Below are 18,915 nucleotides of genomic sequence, written 5' to 3' on the forward strand. Positions count from 1 at the left end.
CAGACGTGACGGTACGCGCGCTCTGTGCCTGTCCGGTCCGTTCGGATGTTCTCCGTCTTCCCGACCACCTTTTGTGGCAACGTAGTTCGACTCGCGCCGCGCGTGTTCGGACGGGCGGGCGGCCGTGCGGGGCACGGGTTCCGGCCCGGCCTCTTCACAGGTTCTCCGCCCTCCGCACCGCACGGTGTGGGACCGTGGATCGACTGATGATCCGGGCGCCCGGGCATCCGTGTAGGGGGGATCCTCATGCGACTTCGTACCGCCGCGGCCTCGGCCGCGCTCGTCCTGTGCGCCGCGGCGGGCGCGGCGGCCTGTTCGTCCTCGCCGGACGCGGCGGACGCCGAACGCACCACCTCCCGCACCGGGCCGGCGTCCGTGGAGGGGCTCGCGGAGAGCGTCGAGACCGGAAAGCGTCAGGCGGCCCCGCCCGAGCTGAACGGCCAGAGCGTGCCCGGTCCCGAGAAGTGCGCCACCTCCGTCGCCGAGATCCCGGCGGACTGCGCCGTCGACCCCTCGTTCGCGGAGTCCACCGAGGGGGAGCGGGCCGCCGAGCCGCCCACCCTGCCGTGAGACCCCGCCCGTGAACGGGTGAGAGCGAGCCGCCGCAGGGGGCGGGCACACACCGGTGTGTGCCCGCCCCCTGCGGCGTGTCCGCACCGCCCGCGCGACCGACCGCGCGCGCCCGGCCCGGATCGCTGAGGCACCGGGGGCACTCGCGTCACAGAAGCCCCTTCCATCCGTCACAGCGATCTCTTAGTCTCACACTCTGTTCACCATGGGTAAGGAATGATCTCGTCACAGAGGTCAGGCGCGGGGGTTGTGAAGTATGCGTGAAAACTGGCGCGCGAAGCTGAGCGTGCTCGCCGGAGCGTCGGCGCTCGCCCTCTCGGCCGTCACCGCCACGCCGGCGCAGGCCGACGACGCCCCCGCGGCACCCCTGGAAGTGCAGCTGCCCGCCGACGTGAGCATCGTCGAAGGCGTCACCCCGGAGCCCGGCACGGAGATCCCCTTCCCGGTGGAAGGGACGGAGACGGCGGGAGCGCCGGGCGCGGTGGTCTCCGCCAAGGCCGCGCCGCCGGCCAACACCTGCGTGGGCTCGACCTCCGCCTTCGGTTCCACCGGGTGTTTCCAGTACAACGGCGACGTCGTCTGGGCGGGCGACACGAAGAAGGACGGCATGTCCGCCGCCATCGGGATCTACACCGACTACGGGCGCGCCGAAGCGGTCTGCGTCAACAGGCTCGGCGTGAACACCTGGGCGACCTGCGACAAGGACTACCGCGAGAGCGGGAACGTACGTCTGCGCGCCCTGCGCTACGACGGCGACACCGGCAAGTTCTACCAGCCCGAGGGCTGGTCCGGCTGGATCCCGGTCGACGGCAGGTACTGACCCCGCCACCCCGGGCGGGCGACCTGAACCGATCCGGTCGCCCCGGGGCCAGGGCCGCTCACCGGGGTGCGTCGGGCCCCTTCCGCGGCAGCGTCCGCGCACCGCTCGTCGTCGCCCGGGCGTCGGCGCCGATGGCGAAAGTGCTGTCCACGACCGCGTCGATGTTGACGCCGCCGTTGGTGATGTAGACGACCTTCTGCGCGAATTCCCCGGTTTGGTAACCGGCTTCGGACAGCGCTTCCTTCACCCCGTAGGCGATGCGGTCCTGGACGCTTTTCAGGTAGCGGTCGACGTCCATGCGGTGGAAGAGCGACCCGACGGGCTCGGAGGCGAGTTCGCGGACCGACAGGGCGGGACCGTCGGTCCCGGCGCCGTCGGCCTCACCGGTGAGCCGGCGCCAGCCGCGTACGAGGTGGCGGCCGAGCGTCATCAGGGACTGTCCTGGCGCCCCGGCCACCAGGGTGAAGATGTGCACGGTCCTGCCGAAGGCGTTCATATCGGCGAAGCGATAGGCGAGATGGTCGGCGTCCTTGAAGTCGGCCCGAACCGGCAGGAGCGCGTGCGGGGCGATCTCCAGCATCAGCATCCGGCCCTGCGTGTGGACGCGTACGAAGACCGTGACGACCAGCCCCTCCTCCCAGCCGTCCACGCTGACCCGCAGGAAGTGCCGCCGCTTCTCCCCGCCTTCCTCCACGGCCCGCGCCCGGTGCGCCTCGAAGGAGGCCCGGTCGTACGGGGTCTCCTCACGGTGTTGCAGGCCTTCCATCGGCAGCAGCACGCACTCGTCGATCCGCAGATGACGCAGTCGGTCCCGTACGGCCTGGCCACCCCCCTCGACGGACTCCGCCACCTCGCGCAGCTGCTCGATGAAGGGGCGCATCGCGGCGAGGACCGTCGCGTTGCCGAGGGGCCGCCTCTCCCTCGTTCCGTTCGGCCGCAGTTCGACCGCCAGGACCCAGGGGTCCTGGGCGGTGCCGGCGCCGCAGAAGGGGTGTGCCTCGTGGTACATCACCAGCGGGGAGTGCTGTTCGAGCCGGATGCGGCGGGTGACCCGGAGGAAACGGCGTCCCTGGAACCGCTCGGCCCGGTCGACGGCCGTGCTCGCGAAGCCCCGCCGGGACAGTTCGCCGCGCAGCACGCGCACGAAGTGCAGCTCCTGCCCGGCGACGCACGCCCCCAGCGCCAGCAGCACGCCGAGCGAGACCCACGCCTTCCACGGCCGGATGTCGGGGGTCACCGCGTTCAGCACGGCGAGCGGGACGGAGTCGTCGTCGGACGTGGTTTCGGCGTCGGTGCCCTGTGTGGTTCCGGTGTCGACGCCCGGGGTGCTCCCGGTGTCGACGCCCGGGGTGCTCCCGGCCTCGACGCCGGTCGGCCTCCCGGCCCCGGCCTCCGGTTGTGGAACCTTTCCCAGCCCCTGGGCCACGCTGTAGACCACCAGATAGGCCAGGAGCAGCCGCCCGATCCAGCGCATGAGGAACAACGGCAGGCGCCGATAGCCCGGCGAGGCGCCGGCGTTGGCCCTGATCGCCTTGCCGATCGTCATCAGCAGACCGGGAACCACGAGCACCAGCAACCAGAGGGAGACCGTCGCGCCGATCACCATGAGCAGGACGACCGCGACCGCCCAGGCCAGCTCGACCCGCCGGGCACGCAGCGCGTGAGCCAGCACGCGGGCGGCGTCGAACCCGAACGAAGGTGCCACCACCCGCTCTTGGCTCAGATACAGCTCGTCGATCACCTGATCGCGGTACCCGGCGTCCAGATAGGTTCCCGTGCAGAGAAGGCGGGTCGCCTCGCTCACCCGCGGAGCGGTGGACGGCGGCCGTGCGGCGTTTGCCGGCGCCTGCCGGGGCCGCGGTGGCACGTGGTTGGTGCTCAAAGTGCTCCTCACCGAAAAGCCTTGCGAAATAGGTCAGTTCAGTGCTTCGAGTCTAGGGCGGGGGCGTCCGGGACCGATGAGAAGCAGACACCCCGCCGTGTCGCGGACGGCCCGCACGCGTGCCCTCGGACTCCGCCCGACGCCGACGCGTGCATCGGCCCGACCGTCACCGTCGGGACTCCGGACGCGCCTCGGGCGCCGTGGCCGATGGCCGTTCTCCGGCCGCCCATGAGGAGCCCCACGAGAAGCTCCGGGAGGAGCCCCGGGGAGAAGCTCCGGGAGGAGCCCATGAGAACAGGCCCCCCGATCCGGCGAAATGCCTGATCAGAGGGCCTGAATGGCACCTGAATCACGGTGCCCCCGGCAGGATTCGAACCTGCGCACCCGGCTCCGGAGGCCGATGCTCTATCCCCTGAGCTACGGGGGCGTATCGCGGTGTTGCTCTGCGACGGGTGAAACACTACCAGCTCCCGCAGGGTGTCCGTGAACAGGTATTCCGCCGTGCCGACGCCGCGCTTCCGTCCCCGCCCGGGCGGGCGCGGAAGCGATGGCCACCCGTCCGGGGCGGAAGTGGACAAAACCCGGACGCCGCACCTCCGGCCGACCTACTCTCGAAGGGTGTCAGGGGCGTACGGCCGCGTGCTTGTTGTCGACGACAACAAGGTCATCCGGCAGCTGATCAGGGTCAATCTCGAGCTGGAGGGCTTCGAGGTCGTGACCGCGGCCGATGGTGTCGAGTGCCTGGACCTGGTCGAGCGGGTCCGTCCCGACGCGATCACCCTCGACGTCGTGATGCCCCGGCTGGACGGTCTGGAGACCGCCACCCGGCTGCGCTCCGACCCCCGCACCCGCCGCCTTCCCATCGCCGTCATCAGCGCCTGTACGCCCTACGAGGTCGACGCGGGTGTGGCGGCCGGAGTCGACGCGTTCCTGGCGAAGCCGTTCGAGCCGAGCGAGCTGGTGCGGATCATGCGGCGGCTGGTGACGGGGGAGGAGGAGCCCTCGCTGGACGGCCGGCGCGGTGCCGGGCGGGCGGGGAGCGCCACCGGCTGACCGGGGCGGCGAACGGGGTCCGGACCGGCCGGGGCGGTGCCGCCGGGGCCGGTCGGCCGGGATGGGGACAGGCGTCAAGAGGCCGTCGGGCGGGGCCGGACCGACCGGATGGCGAAACGGGGTCGCGAAGTGCCCCCCTCTCTCACCTACGCTTGACCCGTGACCCCCGCCGACCTCTCCCGGACCGTGCTGCACGCCGTGCGCCGCGCGGTCGACGAGGATGCCTTGCGCGCGCCCGTGCCCGCGCGCGTGCGGGTGGAGAGGTCCCGGCCCGGCGGCAGCGGCGACTACGCCTGCGCCGTCGCGCTCCAGCTCGCCCGGCCGGCCGGGCTGCCCGCCCTGGAGATCGCCCGCATCCTGCGCGAACGCGTCGCCGCCGAGCCAGGCGTCGGACGGGTCGAGATCACCGGGCCGGGGTTCCTGAGTTTCACCCTCGACGCCCCGGCCGTGGGCGACCGGGCCGTGCTCGGCGCGGTACGGGAACAGGGTCTCGGGTACGGGCACGGGGGCGCTCTCGGGGGCGAGATCCACCAGCTCCACCACGCGCGGGAGGTCCGCGCCGCCGTCACCGCCCAGGCCGTGTTCCGGCTCCTCGTCGCCCAGGGCGCCCGGGGCCGGACCACCTGCGAACAGGCGCCCGACCCTGACTGGGCCCGCCTCGGCGTCACCGTCGACGCGTACGGGACACCCCCCACACCGCTCGCCGAGATCCGCCCCGTCCCTGCCGGGGCCACCGCGGGGGAGCTGCTGGAGCGGCTCGGGCCCGACGCGGCCCGCTGGGGACTCCTGCGGGCCGCCGGACACGACCGTGCCGCCCTCGGCCCCGAACTGCTCGTCCAGGGCGAGGCCAACCCCCTCTTCCGGGTCCGTTACGCCCACGCCAGGGCCCGCGCCCTCACCCGAGGTGCCACCGCCCTCGGCTTCACCGCCGACGCAGCCCCGTACGGCGAAAGCCCCGCCCCGTACGACGAGGCCGCCCGCCCCCTGACCGACCTCATCGCCGACCACCCCGGCGTCCTGCTCGCAGCAGCTCGTCACCGCGCGCCCGACCGGGTCGCCCGGCAGCTGGAAGCCGTCGCGCACGCGTTCTTCGACTTCCACGACTCCTGCCCGTCCCTGCCCGCCGGTGACGAGAAACCCTCGGCCGCCCACCGCGCCCGGCTGGCTCTCGCCGAAGCCGCCGGGACGGTGCTGGCAGGCGGCCTGTCCCTGCTCGGTATCCGTGCGCCCGAACACCTCTGACGCGATCAGAAGAGACCCGAGAGAACGAACACGATGAGCCGCTCCGCACATCCCGCAGGCCCCCGTCACGCCGACGTCCTCCACGAGGGGCACTACTCCGCGCCCGCCGCCGACCTCAACCTCCTCGACGAGAAGGTCTGGTCGCGTACCGTCACCCGCGACGCGGACGGCGCCCTCACCGTCGGCGGGATGACCGTCGCCCGGCTCGCGGAGGAGTTCGGCACCCCCGCCTACTTCCTCGACGAGAGCGACTTCCGGGCCCGCTGCCGCGCCTGGTCCGATGCCTTCGGCCCGGACGCCGACGTCTTCTACGCCGGGAAGGCCTTCCTCTCCCGCGCCGTCGTGCGCTGGCTCAAGGAAGAGGGGCTCAACCTCGACGTGTGCTCCGGCGGGGAGCTGACCACCGCGCTCGACGCCGGTATGCCCGCCGAGCGCATCGCCTTCCACGGCAACAACAAGACCGTCGCCGAGATCGAGCGCGCCGTGGAGGCCGGCGTCGGGCGGATCGTGCTCGACTCCTTCCAGGAGATCGTCCGCGTCGCCCACATCGCCCAGCGCCACGGGGTGCGCCAGCGCGTGCAGATCCGCGTCACCGTCGGCGTCGAGGCCCACACCCACGAGTTCATCGCCACCGCCCACGAGGACCAGAAGTTCGGCATCGCGCTCGCCGACGGGCAGGCCGCCGAGGCCGTCCGCCGCGCGCTCTCGCTCGACGGCCTCGACCTCATCGGTGTCCACTCCCACATCGGCTCGCAGATCTTCGACATGGCCGGCTTCGAGGTGTCCGCCCGGCGCGTGGTGCAGCTGCTCGCCGAGATCCGCGACGAGCACGGCGTCGAACTGCCCGAGATCGACCTCGGCGGCGGCCTCGGCATCGCGTACACCTCCGAGGACGACCCCCGCGAACCGCACGAGATCGCCAAGGCGCTCAGCGACATCGTCACGCGGGAGTGCGAGGCCGCGAAGCTGCGCACCCCCCGGATCTCCGTCGAGCCCGGGCGCGCCATCGTCGGACCCACCGCGTTCACGCTGTACGAGGTCGGCACGATCAAGCCCCTTGAGGGGCTGCGCACGTACGTCAGCGTCGACGGCGGCATGTCCGACAACATCCGCACCGCGCTGTACGACGCCGAGTACAGCGTCGCGCTCGTCTCCCGGACCTCGGACGCCGAGCCGATGCTGGTCCGGGTCGTCGGCAAGCACTGCGAGAGCGGCGACATCGTGGTCAAGGACGCGTTCCTCCCCGCCGACCTGGCGCCCGGCGACCTGATCGCGGTCCCCGCCACCGGCGCGTACTGCCGCTCGATGGCGAGCAACTACAACCACGCCCTGCGCCCGCCGGTCGTCGCGGTCCGCGACGGAGAGGCGCGTGTCATCGTCCGGCGCGAGACGGAGGAAGATCTCCTGCGTCTCGATGTCGGCTGATGAAATAGTCATCTCAGGATCCGGACAGGGGTCAGAAACTCCCGTCCGGTGAGTGAGACTGGTCCCCAATGAGCACGACCCTCCGGCGATGGGAGGGTGGGAGAAGGAGCGGTCCCGGGTGCGTGCGGCTGCGAGGCGGAGAATCGAGGCATGGCGGAGCCATGGTGATTGACGACGTCGCCGCGGACGCGCGTGGCCGGCACCGCGCCCCCGCCCCCCGACCGCCGGAGGGTCTAGGTATGAGAAACGAGGTCGGATGATGCGTACGCGTCCGCTGAAGGTGGCGCTGCTGGGCTGTGGTGTGGTCGGCTCAGAGGTGGCGCGCATCATGACGACGCACGCCGACGACCTCGCGGCGCGCATCGGCGCGCCCGTCGAGCTCGCTGGCGTGGCCGTCCGCCGCCCCTCGAAGGTGCGTGAGGGCATCGACCCCGCACTGATCACCACCGACGCGACCGCGCTCGTGCGGCGCGGCGACATCGACGTCGCCATCGAGGTCATCGGCGGCATCGAGCCCGCCCGGTCACTCATCACCACGGCCTTCGAGAACGGCGCGAGCGTCGTCTCCGCCAACAAGGCGCTGCTCGCCGAGGACGGCGCGGCCCTGCACGCCGCCGCCGAGAAGTACGGCCGCGACCTGTACTACGAGGCCGCCGTCGCCGGGGCCATCCCACTGGTGCGACCGCTGCGCGAGTCGCTCGCCGGGGACAAGGTCAACCGGGTGCTCGGCATCGTCAACGGCACGACCAACTTCATCCTCGACAAGATGGACACCAGCGGGGCCGGCTACTCCGAGGCGCTCGACGAGGCCACCGCCCTCGGGTACGCCGAGGCCGACCCGACCGCCGACGTCGAGGGCTTCGACGCCGCGGCGAAGGCCGCGATCCTCGCCGGGATCGCCTTCCACACCCGCGTGAAGATCGGTGACGTGCACCGCGAGGGCATCACCGAGGTCACCGCCGCCGACATCGCGTCCGCGCGCCGGATGGGCTGCACCGTCAAGCTGCTGGCGATCTGCGAGCGCGCCGCCGACGGGGCCTCGGTCACCGCCCGCGTCCACCCCGCGATGATCCCGCTCAGCCACCCGCTGGCCTCGGTCCGCGAGGCGTACAACGCGGTGTTCGTGGAGGCCGAGGCCGCCGGACAGCTCATGTTCTACGGGCCCGGCGCCGGCGGCTCGCCGACCGCCTCCGCCGTCCTCGGCGACCTCGTGGCGGTCTGCCGCAACAAACTGGGCGAGTCCACCGGACCCGGTGAGTCCGCCTACACGCGCCTGCCGGTCAGCCCCATGGGCGAGGTCGTCACGCGCTACCACATCAGCCTCGACGTGGCCGACAAGCCGGGCGTGCTCGCCCAGGTCGCGACGGTCTTCGCCGAGCAGGGGGTATCGATCGATACCGTCCGCCAGCAGGGAAAGGACGGCGAGGCGTCCCTCGTCGTCGTCACCCACCGCGCGCCCGACGCCGCCCTCTCCGGGACCGTCGAAGCGCTGCGCAAGCTCGACACCGTGCGCGGTGTCGCCAGCATCATGCGTGTTGAAGGGGAGTAAGGACCCATGACCAGCAAGGGCACCCACCAGTGGCGCGGCATCATCGAGGAGTACCGGGACCGGCTTCCGGTCACGGCGACGACACCGGTCGTCACGCTTCGTGAGGGCGGTACGCCGCTCGTACCGGCGCAGGTCCTCTCCGAGCGCACGGGCTGCGAGGTGCACCTCAAGGTCGAGGGCGCCAACCCCACCGGTTCGTTCAAGGACCGCGGCATGACCATGGCCATCACCCGGGCCAAGGAGGAGGGCGCGAAGGCCGTCATCTGCGCCTCCACCGGCAACACGTCGGCCTCCGCCGCGGCGTACGCGGTGCGCGCGGGGATGGTCTGCGCCGTCCTCGTACCGCAGGGCAAGATCGCGCTCGGCAAGATGGGCCAGGCCCTCGTGCACGGCGCCAGGATCCTCCAGGTCGACGGCAACTTCGACGACTGCCTGACCCTGGCCCGCTCGCTCTCGGACAACTACCCGGTGGCGCTGGTCAATTCGGTCAATCCGGTCCGTATCGAGGGCCAGAAGACCGCCGCGTTCGAGATCGTCGACGCGCTCGGCGACGCCCCCGACATCCACGTCCTGCCGGTCGGCAACGCGGGCAACATCACCGCGTACTGGAAGGGGTACACCGAGTACGCCGGGGACGGCGTCTCGACCCGTTCCCCGCGCATGTGGGGATTCCAGGCCTCCGGCTCCGCGCCCATCGTGCGCGGCGAGGTCGTCAAGGACCCGTCGACCATCGCCACCGCGATCCGCATCGGCAACCCGGCCTCCTGGAACTACGCGCTGGCCGCGCGCGACGAGTCGGGCGGCTTCATCGACGAGGTGACGGACCGGCAGATCCTGTCCGCGTACCGGCTGTTGGCCTCCCAGGAGGGCGTCTTCGTGGAGCCCGCCTCGGCCGCATCCGTCGCCGGCCTGCTCAAGGCCGCCGAGGAGGGCAAGGTCGACCCCGGCCAGCGCATCGTCTGCACGGTCACCGGAAACGGCCTCAAGGACCCCGACTGGGCCGTCGCGGGCGCACCGCAGCCGGTCACCGTCCCCGTCGACGCGGCCGCCGCCGCCGAGAAGCTCGGTCTGGCCTGATCCGTTCCCCGGGCCGGCCGTCGCCACGCGCCGCGGCCGGCCCGGGAAACCGCGACAACCCGCTCAACCAGCCCCTTTCCGGGGCGGAGAGCGCATGGGAGGCGGGCGACACGCATCGTGCGCCTCCTGTGCGCCCTATGTCGCCACAGAACCTTCCTTCGATAAGCTGTACCCCATCCGCCCGGCATCCGCCCGCCGGACCGCCACGCCTGCGGTCCCCGTCGTGGCCGTCGGGCCGGCCGCCGGATTCCGGACCGTCCCGGAGCCCTCCGCGCAGCCGCGACCCCCACCGCCATGACCCCCGCCGATCACCCCCGCCCCACAGCACCGCCCCCACGCCCCGCCGCCGCAGAGCCACCCGCACTGCATCCCCGCCGCCTTACAAGGAGTGGTCCGACCGATGGCCGGTCCCGCGTTCCGAGCCGCCGCCGTCAGGGTGCGCGTCCCCGCAACCAGCGCCAACCTGGGGCCGGGTTTCGACGCCCTGGGCCTCTCGCTGGGGCTGTACGACGACGTCGTCGTCCGGGTCGCCGACTCCGGGCTGCACATCGACATCGCAGGTGAGGGCAGTGACACGCTGCCCCGCGACGAGAGCCACCTGCTCGTGCGCTCCCTGCGCACCGCGTTCGACCTGCTCGGCGGCCAGCCCCGCGGACTGGAGATCGTCTGCGCCAACCGCATCCCGCACGGCCGCGGCCTCGGCTCCTCGTCCGCCGCCATCTGCGCCGGAATCGTCGCCGCCCGCGCCGTGACGACCGGGGGCGACGCCCGCCTCGACGACGCGGCCCTGCTGGAGCTGGCGACCGAGATCGAGGGGCACCCCGACAACGTCGCGGCCTGCCTGCTCGGCGGCTTCACCCTCGCCTGGACGGACGGCGGCGCGGCCCGGGCGATCCGGATGGACCCCGCGGAATCCGTCGTCCCGGTGGTCTTCGTACCGGGGCGCCCGGTGCTCACGGAGACGGCGCGCGGCCTGCTCCCGCGCACCGTCCCGCACGTCGACGCGGCCCTCAACGCCGGCCGGGCGGCCCTGCTCGTCGAGGCCCTGACCCGCCGCCCCGAGCTGCTGCTCGCCGCCACCGAGGACCGGATCCACCAGGAGTACCGGGGCCCGGCCATGCCGGAGAGCGTGGAACTGGTCAACCGCCTGCGCGCCGACGGCGTGCCCGCGGTGATCTCCGGCGCGGGACCCACGGTCCTCGCGCTGACGGAGGAGGGCTCGGCCGACAAGGTCGCCCGGCTGGCGGGGGAGGGCTGGGCGGCGAACCGGCTGGCCCTCGACGCGACGGGCGCCAGTGTGCTGCCGCTGGCCGCGTAACCGCATGTGATTACCGGTGAGCGAGAGGGGGAATGTTTGTTGGAGCCGGTAGTGTTAACCTCAAGTCTGCAACCGACGTCTTTGAGGCGCGTTGCTTCGTGTCCCCCTCCGGGACCACCATTCTTCCGGGAGCCTCCCCAACTGCCTGAGCAGCCTGCCTGAGCAGTTTCGAGCACGCTCCGGAACCGGCACGACACCCCTCGCTCGTCCAGGAGTGGGCCGAGCAGGGGGATCTCGCGCCGGACCCCGCACGTTCATCTCTCCGCCGTACACCCGGCGGACCACCGCCCCGGCAAGGTCCGCGATCCAGCAAGATCAACAGACCGCAGTCGGACAGCACAACCGGTCGCCGAGCCAGAAGGCCGACGTCCGCTCCAGGGAAGGACCCTTCGTGAGCGACACCACCGATCTGATGGGCGTGACTGCCGACAAGAGCGTCGACAGCGCCGCGCCCGCCGAAGGTGCTGCCACTGGCACCACCGCACGGCGCCGCCGCTCCGGCACCGGCCTCGAGGGCATGGTCCTGGCCGAGCTGCAGCAGGTCGCGTCCGGCCTCGGCATCAGGGGCACCGCGCGGATGCGCAAGAGCCAGCTGATCGAGGTCATCAAGGAGGCGCAGGCGGGTGGCGGATCCGCCGCCCCCAAGGCCTCCTCCAAGGCCGCAGAGGCCCCCGCCGAGGCGGAGAGCAAGCCGAAGCGCCGCGCGACCTCGAAGGCGCGCACCGGGGACGAGGCCGCCGCTGCCGCAGCCGAGAAGGACCCGGCCCAGCAGCAGATCGACATCCCCGGTCAGCCGGCCAGCGACGACCAGCCCGCGGGCGAGCGTCGTCGCCGTCGCGCGACCGCGCAGGCGGGCAGCCCCGACACCAAGACCGAGGCGAAGACCGAGGTCAAGGCCAAGGCGGAGCCCCAGGCCGAGCAGAAGACCGAGGAGCGGGGCGAGCCGAAGGGCGACGCCAAGGCCGAGAACGCCGCCGACGCGGCCGAGGGCCGTCGTGGCGACCGTCAGGGCCGCGGCGAGCGGGGCGACCGCGGTGAGCGTCGCGAGCGTCAGCGCGACCGCCGCGGCAAGGGCGACGACCAGGGCCAGCAGGGCGGCGGCGGGCAGCGCTCGCAGCGCCAGGGCCAGGGCGGCGGCGGCCAGGGACAGGGCGGCCAGAACCGTGACAACGGCCCGCAGGACGACTTCGACGACGAGGCGGGCGGCCGTCGCGGCCGTCGCGGACGTTACCGCGACCGCCGTGGCCGTCGTGGCCGCGACGACTTCGCGAGCGACGTGCAGGTGGCCGACGACGACGTCCTGATCCCCGTCGCGGGCATCCTGGACATCCTCGACAACTACGCGTTCATCCGGACCTCCGGCTACCTGCCGGGCCCGAACGACGTGTACGTCTCGCTCGCCCAGGTCCGCAAGAACGGCCTGCGCAAGGGCGACCACGTCACCGGTGCGGTGCGCCAGCCCAAGGACGGCGAGCGGCGCGAGAAGTTCAACGCGCTGGTCCGCCTCGACTCGGTCAACGGCATGGCCCCGGAGTCCGGCCGCGGCCGCCCCGAGTTCCAGAAGCTGACCCCGCTCTACCCGCAGGACCGGCTCCGCCTGGAGACCGACTCCAACGTCCTGACGACGCGGATCATCGACCTGGTGGCCCCGATCGGCAAGGGGCAGCGCGGCCTCATCGTGGCCCCGCCGAAGACCGGTAAGACCATGATCCTGCAGGCCATCGCCAACGCGATCACGGTCAACAGCCCCGAGTGCCACCTGATGGTCGTCCTGGTCGACGAGCGTCCGGAAGAGGTCACCGACATGCAGCGGTCGGTGAAGGGCGAGGTCATCTCCTCGACCTTCGACCGTCCCGCCGAGGACCACACCACCGTCGCCGAGCTGGCCATCGAGCGCGCCAAGCGCCTCGTCGAGCTGGGCCACGACGTGGTCGTCCTGCTCGACTCGATCACCCGTCTGGGCCGCGCGTACAACCTCGCGGCGCCGGCCTCCGGCCGCATCCTCTCCGGTGGTGTCGACTCGACCGCGCTCTACCCCCCGAAGCGCTTCTTCGGCGCCGCGCGCAACATCGAGGACGGCGGCTCGCTGACCATCCTCGCCACCGCGCTCGTCGAGACCGGCTCGCGCATGGACGAGGTGATCTTCGAGGAGTTCAAGGGCACCGGCAACATGGAGCTCAAGCTCGACCGGAAGCTCTCGGACAAGCGCATCTTCCCGGCGGTGGACGTCGACGCGTCCTCCACCCGCAAGGAGGAGATCCTGCTCGGCACCGACGAGCTGGCGGTGGTCTGGAAGCTGCGCCGGGTGCTGCACGCGCTCGACCAGCAGCAGGCGATCGAACTCCTCCTGGACCGGATGAAGAAGACCCAGTCCAACGCGGAGTTCCTGCTCCAGATCCAGAAGACGACGCCGGGCAGCGGAAACGGCAACGACTGACGTTCTTCGGCCGTTCCGCCGTTCCGCGAAAGCGCCCCGTCACTCCGGTGACGAGGGCGTTTTCGCGTTGTGCGGTCAACGGCGGCAGACGGGGTGACTCCCTCCTCCGCATTGACGTACCGCAGGCTCAACTCCCCGACGCGGTAAGGACATCGGGCGATGCGCCTCACGAGGGGGGCGGCCGCGCGGTCGTCCACGGGGCGCGGGGGCGCACCCTCGTTCGGACCCGGGCCGAGGGCCAGCACCGGCGGGAGGTGCTTCGACCCTCCGGCCGGTCCGGTCGACCGCGGGCACACCGGGCGGCCCGAGACCTTGGCCACACCGGCCCCGGTCCCCGGGCCGCCCGACATCTCGCTGTACCGGGCACGAAACCCCAGGTGAACGCCGCCTCACGGCCCGTTCCCCCGTACGTCCTGTGGCCCCCGTCCTCCGACGGGGGCCACAGGCGCGTGTGCAACCCTTCTTGCTGCTTCGGCCGTCCCACCAGGGGAGGCCGACCGCGCGTGGAACACCACGGCAGGGGGCAGACGGGCCACAGGAGTGACGAGGGAGACGCGTGAGCGAGCAGAGCAGGAGCACCGGCCGCATACGCGGCACCGGCAGCCGACGCCGGAAGCCGTCCCGCAGGCACCGCGCCAAGGTCGTCGCGGCCTGGACGGTGGCGGGCGTCGTGGTCGTCGGCGGGGCAGGCCTCGGATACGCGTACCTGGCGCTCGACGGCAACCTCGCGAGCGTCGACATCGACGCCAAGCTCGGCACCGACCGACCCGACGACGTGGACGACGGCTCCCAGGACATCCTGGTGCTGGGCTCCGACTCGCGCTCCGGCGACAACGGGACGTACGGCGAGGACGAGGGCGCGGCCCGCTCGGACACGGCGATGGTCGTGCACGTCGACAAGGGCCACAAGTCCGCGAGCGTCGTCTCGATACCGCGCGACACCCTGATAGAGCGCCCCGCCTGCGTCAGTGACACGACGGGCGAGGACGTCGGCGCCGAGCAGCGGGCGATGTTCAACACCGCCTACGAGGTCGGCGGGCCCGCCTGCGCGGTCAAGACCGTCGAGTCCATGTCCGGCATCCGCATGGACCACTACCTGGAAGTCGACTTCACCGGCTTCAAGGAGCTCATCGACGAGCTCGGCGGCGTGGAGATCACCACGAGGACCGCGATCGACGACTCCAAGAGCCACCTCGACCTGGAGCCCGGCACCCACACCCTGAACGGCGAGGAGTCCCTCGGCCTCGTCCGTACCCGCAAGAGCGTCGGCGACGGCAGCGACCTCGGCCGCATCCAGCTCCAGCAGGCGTTCATCAAGGCGCTGATGGAACAGGCGAAGGACGTCGGGGTGTTCACCAGCCCCAGCAGGCTCTACGGACTCGCCGACGCCGCCACCAAGGCCGTCACCACCGACTCCGGGCTCGGCTCCGTCAAGAAGCTCACCGGGTTCGCGAACGGCCTCAAGGGGCTGAACGCCGAGAACGTCCACATGGTGACCCTGCCCGTGGAGTACGACCCCGCCGACCCGAACCGGGTCCTGCCGCAGGAGAAGGCCGGCCGGCAGGTCTGGGCCGCCCTCGAGCACGACCGGCCGATCCCCGCCTCCGCCACCGAGAAGTCGGCCGGCGACAAGGGCGACGCCGCGAAGGTCGTCGAGTAGCCACCGGTCACCCCCCGTGCGCGGCCGGTCGCGGGAATACCCGCGCCCCGCCCCCGGTTTTGGGAGATACGGCCGGTCCTGGCAGACTGGTACGTCGGCCCCGGTTCACGGCCGCGCAATCCGCGCGGACGACCCGGCGCCCTCCCGAAACTAGGAGACACCTTGAAGCGCGACATCCACCCCGAGTACGTCGAGACGCAGGTCAGCTGCACCTGCGGTGCGTCGTTCACCACCCGGAGCACCATCGACAACGGCACCATCCGTGCCGACGTCTGCTCCGAGTGCCACCCGTTCTACACGGGCAAGCAGAAGATCCTCGACACCGGCGGCCGCGTGGCCCGCTTCGAGGCCCGCTTCGGCAAGGCTGCCGGCTCCGCCAGCAAGTAGCGAGCCACTGCGCCGGTTCCTGGCGCCCTCTTCCCGGGGGCGTCGGAACCGGCGTTTTTTCCGGTCGGGTGCCCGGGGGAGCCCCCCGCCGCACACCCCACCGGGCATACGCCCTCCAGCAGGCCCGCAGAACTCAGACCAACCAGGAGCCCCCGCATGTTCGAGGCGGTCGAGGAACTGATCGGTGAACACACCGGTCTCGAGAAGAAGCTCGCCGATCCGTCGGTCCACGCCGACCAGGCCAACGCGCGCAAGCTGAACAAGCGTTACGCGGAGCTGACCCCGATCGTCTCCACGTACCGGGCCTGGAAGCAGACCGGCGAGGACATCGAGACCGCCCGCGAGTTCGCCGCGGACGACCCCGACTTCGCCGCCGAGGTCAAGGAGCTGGAGAAGCAGCGCGAGGAGATCACCGAGAAGCTCCGCCTGCTCCTCGTCCCGCGCGACCCCAGCGACGACAAGGACGTGCTCCTGGAGATCAAGGCGGGCGCGGGCGGCGACGAGTCCGCCCTGTTCGCCGGCGATCTGCTGCGCATGTACCTGCGCTACGCCGAGCGCGTCGGCTGGAAGACCGAGATCATCGACTCCACCGAGTCCGAGCTCGGCGGCTACAAGGACGTCCAGGTCGCCGTGAAGACCAAGGGCGGCAACGGCGCCACCGAGCCCGGCCAGGGCGTCTGGGCCCGGATGAAGTACGAGGGCGGCGTGCACCGCGTGCAGCGCGTGCCCTCCACCGAGTCCCAGGGCCGCATCCACACCTCCGCCGCGGGCGTGCTCGTCACCCCCGAGGCCGAGGAGGTCGACGTCGAGATCCACGCCAACGACCTGCGCATCGACGTCTACCGCTCCTCGGGCCCCGGCGGCCAGTCCGTCAACACGACCGACTCCGCCGTCCGCATCACCCACCTGCCGACCGGCGTCGTCGCCTCCTGCCAGAACGAGAAGAGCCAGCTCCAGAACAAGGAGCAGGCCATGCGCATCCTGCGCTCCCGGCTGCTGGCCGCCGCCCAGGAGGCCGCCGAGCAGGAGGCCTCCGACGTGCGCCGCAGCCAGGTGCGCACCGTCGACCGCTCCGAGAAGATCCGGACGTACAACTTCCCGGAAAACCGCATCTCGGACCACCGCGTCGGCTTCAAGGCGTACAACTTGGACCAGGTCCTCGACGGAGAGCTCGACGCCGTCATCCAGGCCTGCGTCGACGCCGACTCCGCCGCCAAGCTCGCCAACGCGTAAGCGTCCCGCCCGCCCCGCACACCCGTAACCCGTACGGAGAACCGCGATGAACCTGCTGCTCGCCGAGGTGGCCCAGGCCACCCAGCGGCTGGCCGACGCCGGTGTCCCCTCACCGCGATTCGACGCCGAGGAGCTCGCGGCCTTCGTCCACGGGGTGAAGCGGGGCGCGCTGCACACGGTGCCCGACACCGACTTCGACGCCCGGTACTGGGAGACGATCGCCCGCCGCGAGGCCCGCGAACCCCTCCAGCACATCACCGGCCGCGCCTTCTTCCGCTACCTGGAGCTCCAGGTGGGGCCCGGCGTCTTCGTGCCCCGGCCGGAGACCGAGTCGGTCGTCGGCTGGGCCATAGACGCGGTGCGCGCGATGGACGTCGTCGAGCCCGTCGTCGTCGACCTGTGCACCGGATCGGGCGCCATCGCGCTCGCCATGGCGCAGGAGGTCCCCCGCTCCCGGGTGCACGCCGTGGAGCTGTCCGAGGACGCCCTCAGGTGGACGCGGAAGAACGCCGAGGGGTCCAGGGTCACCGTGCACAGGGGAGACGCTCTGAGCGCCCTTCCCGAGCTCGACGGCCAGGTCGACCTGGTCATCTCCAACCCGCCGTACATCCCGCTCACCGAGTGGGAGTACGTCGCCCCCGAGGCCCGCGACCACGACCCGGAGATGGCCCTGTTCTCCGGCGAGGACGGCCTCGACACCATCCGCGGCATCGAACGCACCGCCCACCGCCTGCTGCGCCCCGGCGGCCTCGTCGTCATCGAGCACGCCGACACCCAGGGCGGCCAGGTGCCGTGGATCTTCACCGAGGAGCGGGGCTGGGCGGATGCCGCCGACCACCCCGACCTGAACAAGCGGCCCCGGTTCGCCACCGCCCGCAAGGCCATGCCGTGACCGGCCCCCGGCACCACCACCCGTACCCGCACCCGCTCCAGGAGGCCGGCTGATGGCTCGGCGATACGACTGCAACGACGCCACCGACCGGGCCACGGGCCTGCGCGAGGCCGCATCGGCCGTCCGCCGGGGCGAACTGGTCGTGCTGCCCACCGACACCGTGTACGGGATCGGTGCGGACGCCTTCACCTCGGAGGCCGTCGCGGACCTGCTGGACGCCAAGGGCCGGGGCCGCAACATGCCCACCCCCGTCCTCATCGGCTCGCCGAACACGCTCCACGGCCTGGTCACCGACTTCTCCGAGGAGGCCTGGGAACTCGTCGACGCCTTCTGGCCCGGCGCCCTCACCCTCGTCGCCAAGCACCAGCCCTCCCTCCAGTGGGACCTCGGCGACACCCGCGGCACCGTCGCCATCCGGATGCCCCTGCACCCGGTCGCCATCGAGCTCCTCACCGAGGTCGGCCCGATGGCCGTCTCCAGCGCCAACCTCACCGGACACCCCTCGCCCGAGGACTGCGACGCCGCCCAGGGCATGCTCGGCGACTCCGTCTCCGTCTACCTCGACGGCGGTCCGACGCCCGGCATCGTGCCCTCCTCGATCGTCGACGTCACCGGCGCCACCCCGGTCCTGCTGCGCGCCGGCGCCCTCTCCGCGGAGGAGCTGCGCACGGTGGTCCCCGACCTCGAGGTGGCCAATTGACCGCCCCCGAGGGGCGTGGCATAGCGGGGCGGACCGACACCTTCCGCATCCTCCACGTCAGCACCGGCAACGTCTGCCGCTCACCGATCACCGAGCGGCTGACCCGCCACGCCCTGGTGGACCGCCTCGGCGACCCGCTCAGCGGCGGCCTGATCGTGGAGAGCGCCGGCACCTGGGGCCACGAGGGCGCGCCCATGGAGGCCAACGCCGAGGTCGTCCTCGCCGACTTCGGCGCGGACGCCACCGGCTTCGTCGGCCGGGAGCTGCTGGACGAGCACGTCATCCGCGCCGACCTGGTCCTCACCGCCACCCGCGACCACCGGGCGCAGGTCATCTCCATGGGCCACTCCGCGGGCCTGCGCACCTTCACGCTCAAGGAGTTCACCCGGCTGGTACGGGCCATAGACCCGGCGACCCTGCCCGACCCCCGGGACGAGGGCGTCGTCGAGCGCGCCCGCGCCCTGGTCCGCGCCGCGGCCGCGCTGCGCGGCTGGCTGCTGGCCCCGACCGCCGAGGCGGACGAGGTCTACGACCCCTACGGCGCCCCCATCACCTTCTTCCGCTCCATCGGCGACGAGATCAACCAGGCCCTCGACCCGGTCGTCACCGCGCTCACCGGCGTAGCCGCCCCGCACTGACGCGGAGCCGTCCGCGCGGGGCCCGGGGCGGG

The 18,915-nt window shown here is 72.1% G+C and carries 16 protein-coding genes and 1 tRNA gene; 15 read left to right on the plus strand and 2 right to left on the minus strand.

Going from position 1 to position 18,915, the window contains the following annotated elements:
* The first annotated feature begins 246 nt into the window (after positions 1–246).
* A complete protein-coding gene (locus DTB53_RS19755; RefSeq protein WP_003966275.1) occupies positions 247–570 on the plus strand; it encodes a hypothetical protein in 324 nt (107 codons plus the stop codon).
* Between the two features lie 256 nt (positions 571–826).
* Positions 827–1,390 (plus strand): hypothetical protein, encoded by a 564-nt coding sequence (locus tag DTB53_RS19760; protein WP_012379033.1) that lies wholly within the window; start codon positions 827–829, stop codon positions 1,388–1,390.
* 58 nt (positions 1,391–1,448) lie between these two features.
* Here DTB53_RS19760 and DTB53_RS19765 read toward each other — a convergent pair whose 3' ends face one another.
* Positions 1,449–3,272 carry an AbeC-like domain-containing protein gene (locus tag DTB53_RS19765; protein ID WP_042496107.1) on the minus strand — a complete coding sequence of 608 codons (1,824 nt, stop codon included), beginning with the start codon at positions 3,270–3,272 and terminating at the stop codon, positions 1,449–1,451.
* A gap of 355 nt (positions 3,273–3,627) precedes the next feature.
* Positions 3,628–3,699: transfer RNA gene (locus tag DTB53_RS19770), tRNA-Arg, on the minus strand.
* A gap of 212 nt (positions 3,700–3,911) precedes the next feature.
* Here DTB53_RS19770 and DTB53_RS19775 point away from each other — a divergent pair.
* From DTB53_RS19775 to DTB53_RS19835, 13 genes are all read left to right on the plus strand, one after another.
* Positions 3,912–4,325: a response regulator gene (locus DTB53_RS19775; RefSeq protein WP_030702746.1), complete on the plus strand. Its 414-nt coding sequence runs from the start codon at positions 3,912–3,914 to the stop codon at positions 4,323–4,325.
* 159 nt (positions 4,326–4,484) lie between these two features.
* Positions 4,485–5,567 (plus strand): ArgS-related anticodon-binding protein NrtL, encoded by a 1,083-nt coding sequence (gene nrtL, locus DTB53_RS19780; protein ID WP_012379030.1) that lies wholly within the window; start codon positions 4,485–4,487, stop codon positions 5,565–5,567.
* Positions 5,568–5,600: 33 nt separating this feature from the next.
* A complete protein-coding gene (lysA, locus tag DTB53_RS19785; protein WP_003966270.1) occupies positions 5,601–6,992 on the plus strand; it encodes a diaminopimelate decarboxylase in 1,392 nt (463 codons plus the stop codon).
* A gap of 259 nt (positions 6,993–7,251) precedes the next feature.
* Positions 7,252–8,541, plus strand: coding sequence for a homoserine dehydrogenase (locus DTB53_RS19790; RefSeq protein WP_003966269.1), 1,290 nt, complete (start codon positions 7,252–7,254; stop codon positions 8,539–8,541).
* 6 nt (positions 8,542–8,547) lie between these two features.
* On the plus strand, positions 8,548–9,618 hold the full coding sequence (thrC, locus tag DTB53_RS19795; protein ID WP_012379028.1) for a threonine synthase: 1,071 nt from the start codon (positions 8,548–8,550) through the stop codon (positions 9,616–9,618).
* Between the two features lie 400 nt (positions 9,619–10,018).
* Positions 10,019–10,936 carry a homoserine kinase gene (thrB, locus tag DTB53_RS19800; protein ID WP_030702744.1) on the plus strand — a complete coding sequence of 306 codons (918 nt, stop codon included), beginning with the start codon at positions 10,019–10,021 and terminating at the stop codon, positions 10,934–10,936.
* 391 nt (positions 10,937–11,327) lie between these two features.
* Complete coding sequence (gene rho / locus DTB53_RS19805) at positions 11,328–13,373, plus strand: transcription termination factor Rho (protein ID WP_003966266.1); 2,046 nt, start codon at positions 11,328–11,330, stop codon at positions 13,371–13,373.
* A 556-nt stretch (positions 13,374–13,929) separates the two neighbouring features.
* The gene (locus DTB53_RS19810; protein WP_012379026.1) at positions 13,930–15,033 is read left to right on the plus strand and encodes an LCP family protein; all 1,104 of its coding nucleotides are present in this window, start codon (positions 13,930–13,932) and stop codon (positions 15,031–15,033) included.
* A 162-nt stretch (positions 15,034–15,195) separates the two neighbouring features.
* Complete coding sequence (gene rpmE / locus DTB53_RS19815) at positions 15,196–15,420, plus strand: 50S ribosomal protein L31 (protein ID WP_003966263.1); 225 nt, start codon at positions 15,196–15,198, stop codon at positions 15,418–15,420.
* A 156-nt stretch (positions 15,421–15,576) separates the two neighbouring features.
* Positions 15,577–16,653, plus strand: a complete 1,077-nt coding sequence (prfA, locus tag DTB53_RS19820) for a peptide chain release factor 1 (protein ID WP_003966262.1) — start codon at positions 15,577–15,579, stop codon at positions 16,651–16,653.
* Between the two features lie 46 nt (positions 16,654–16,699).
* Positions 16,700–17,545: a peptide chain release factor N(5)-glutamine methyltransferase gene (gene prmC / locus DTB53_RS19825; RefSeq protein ID WP_003966261.1), complete on the plus strand. Its 846-nt coding sequence runs from the start codon at positions 16,700–16,702 to the stop codon at positions 17,543–17,545.
* A gap of 52 nt (positions 17,546–17,597) precedes the next feature.
* The gene (locus DTB53_RS19830) at positions 17,598–18,245 is read left to right on the plus strand and encodes an L-threonylcarbamoyladenylate synthase (RefSeq protein ID WP_012379025.1); all 648 of its coding nucleotides are present in this window, start codon (positions 17,598–17,600) and stop codon (positions 18,243–18,245) included.
* Complete coding sequence (locus tag DTB53_RS19835; protein WP_003966259.1) at positions 18,242–18,883, plus strand: arsenate reductase/protein-tyrosine-phosphatase family protein; 642 nt, start codon at positions 18,242–18,244, stop codon at positions 18,881–18,883. The genes DTB53_RS19830 and DTB53_RS19835 overlap by 4 nt, the downstream gene beginning before the upstream one ends.
* Positions 18,884–18,915: the final 32 nt, after the last annotated feature.

Origin of the sequence: Streptomyces griseus (assembly GCF_900460065.1) — a bacterium.
Lineage (GTDB): Bacteria > Actinomycetota > Actinomycetes > Streptomycetales > Streptomycetaceae > Streptomyces > Streptomyces griseus.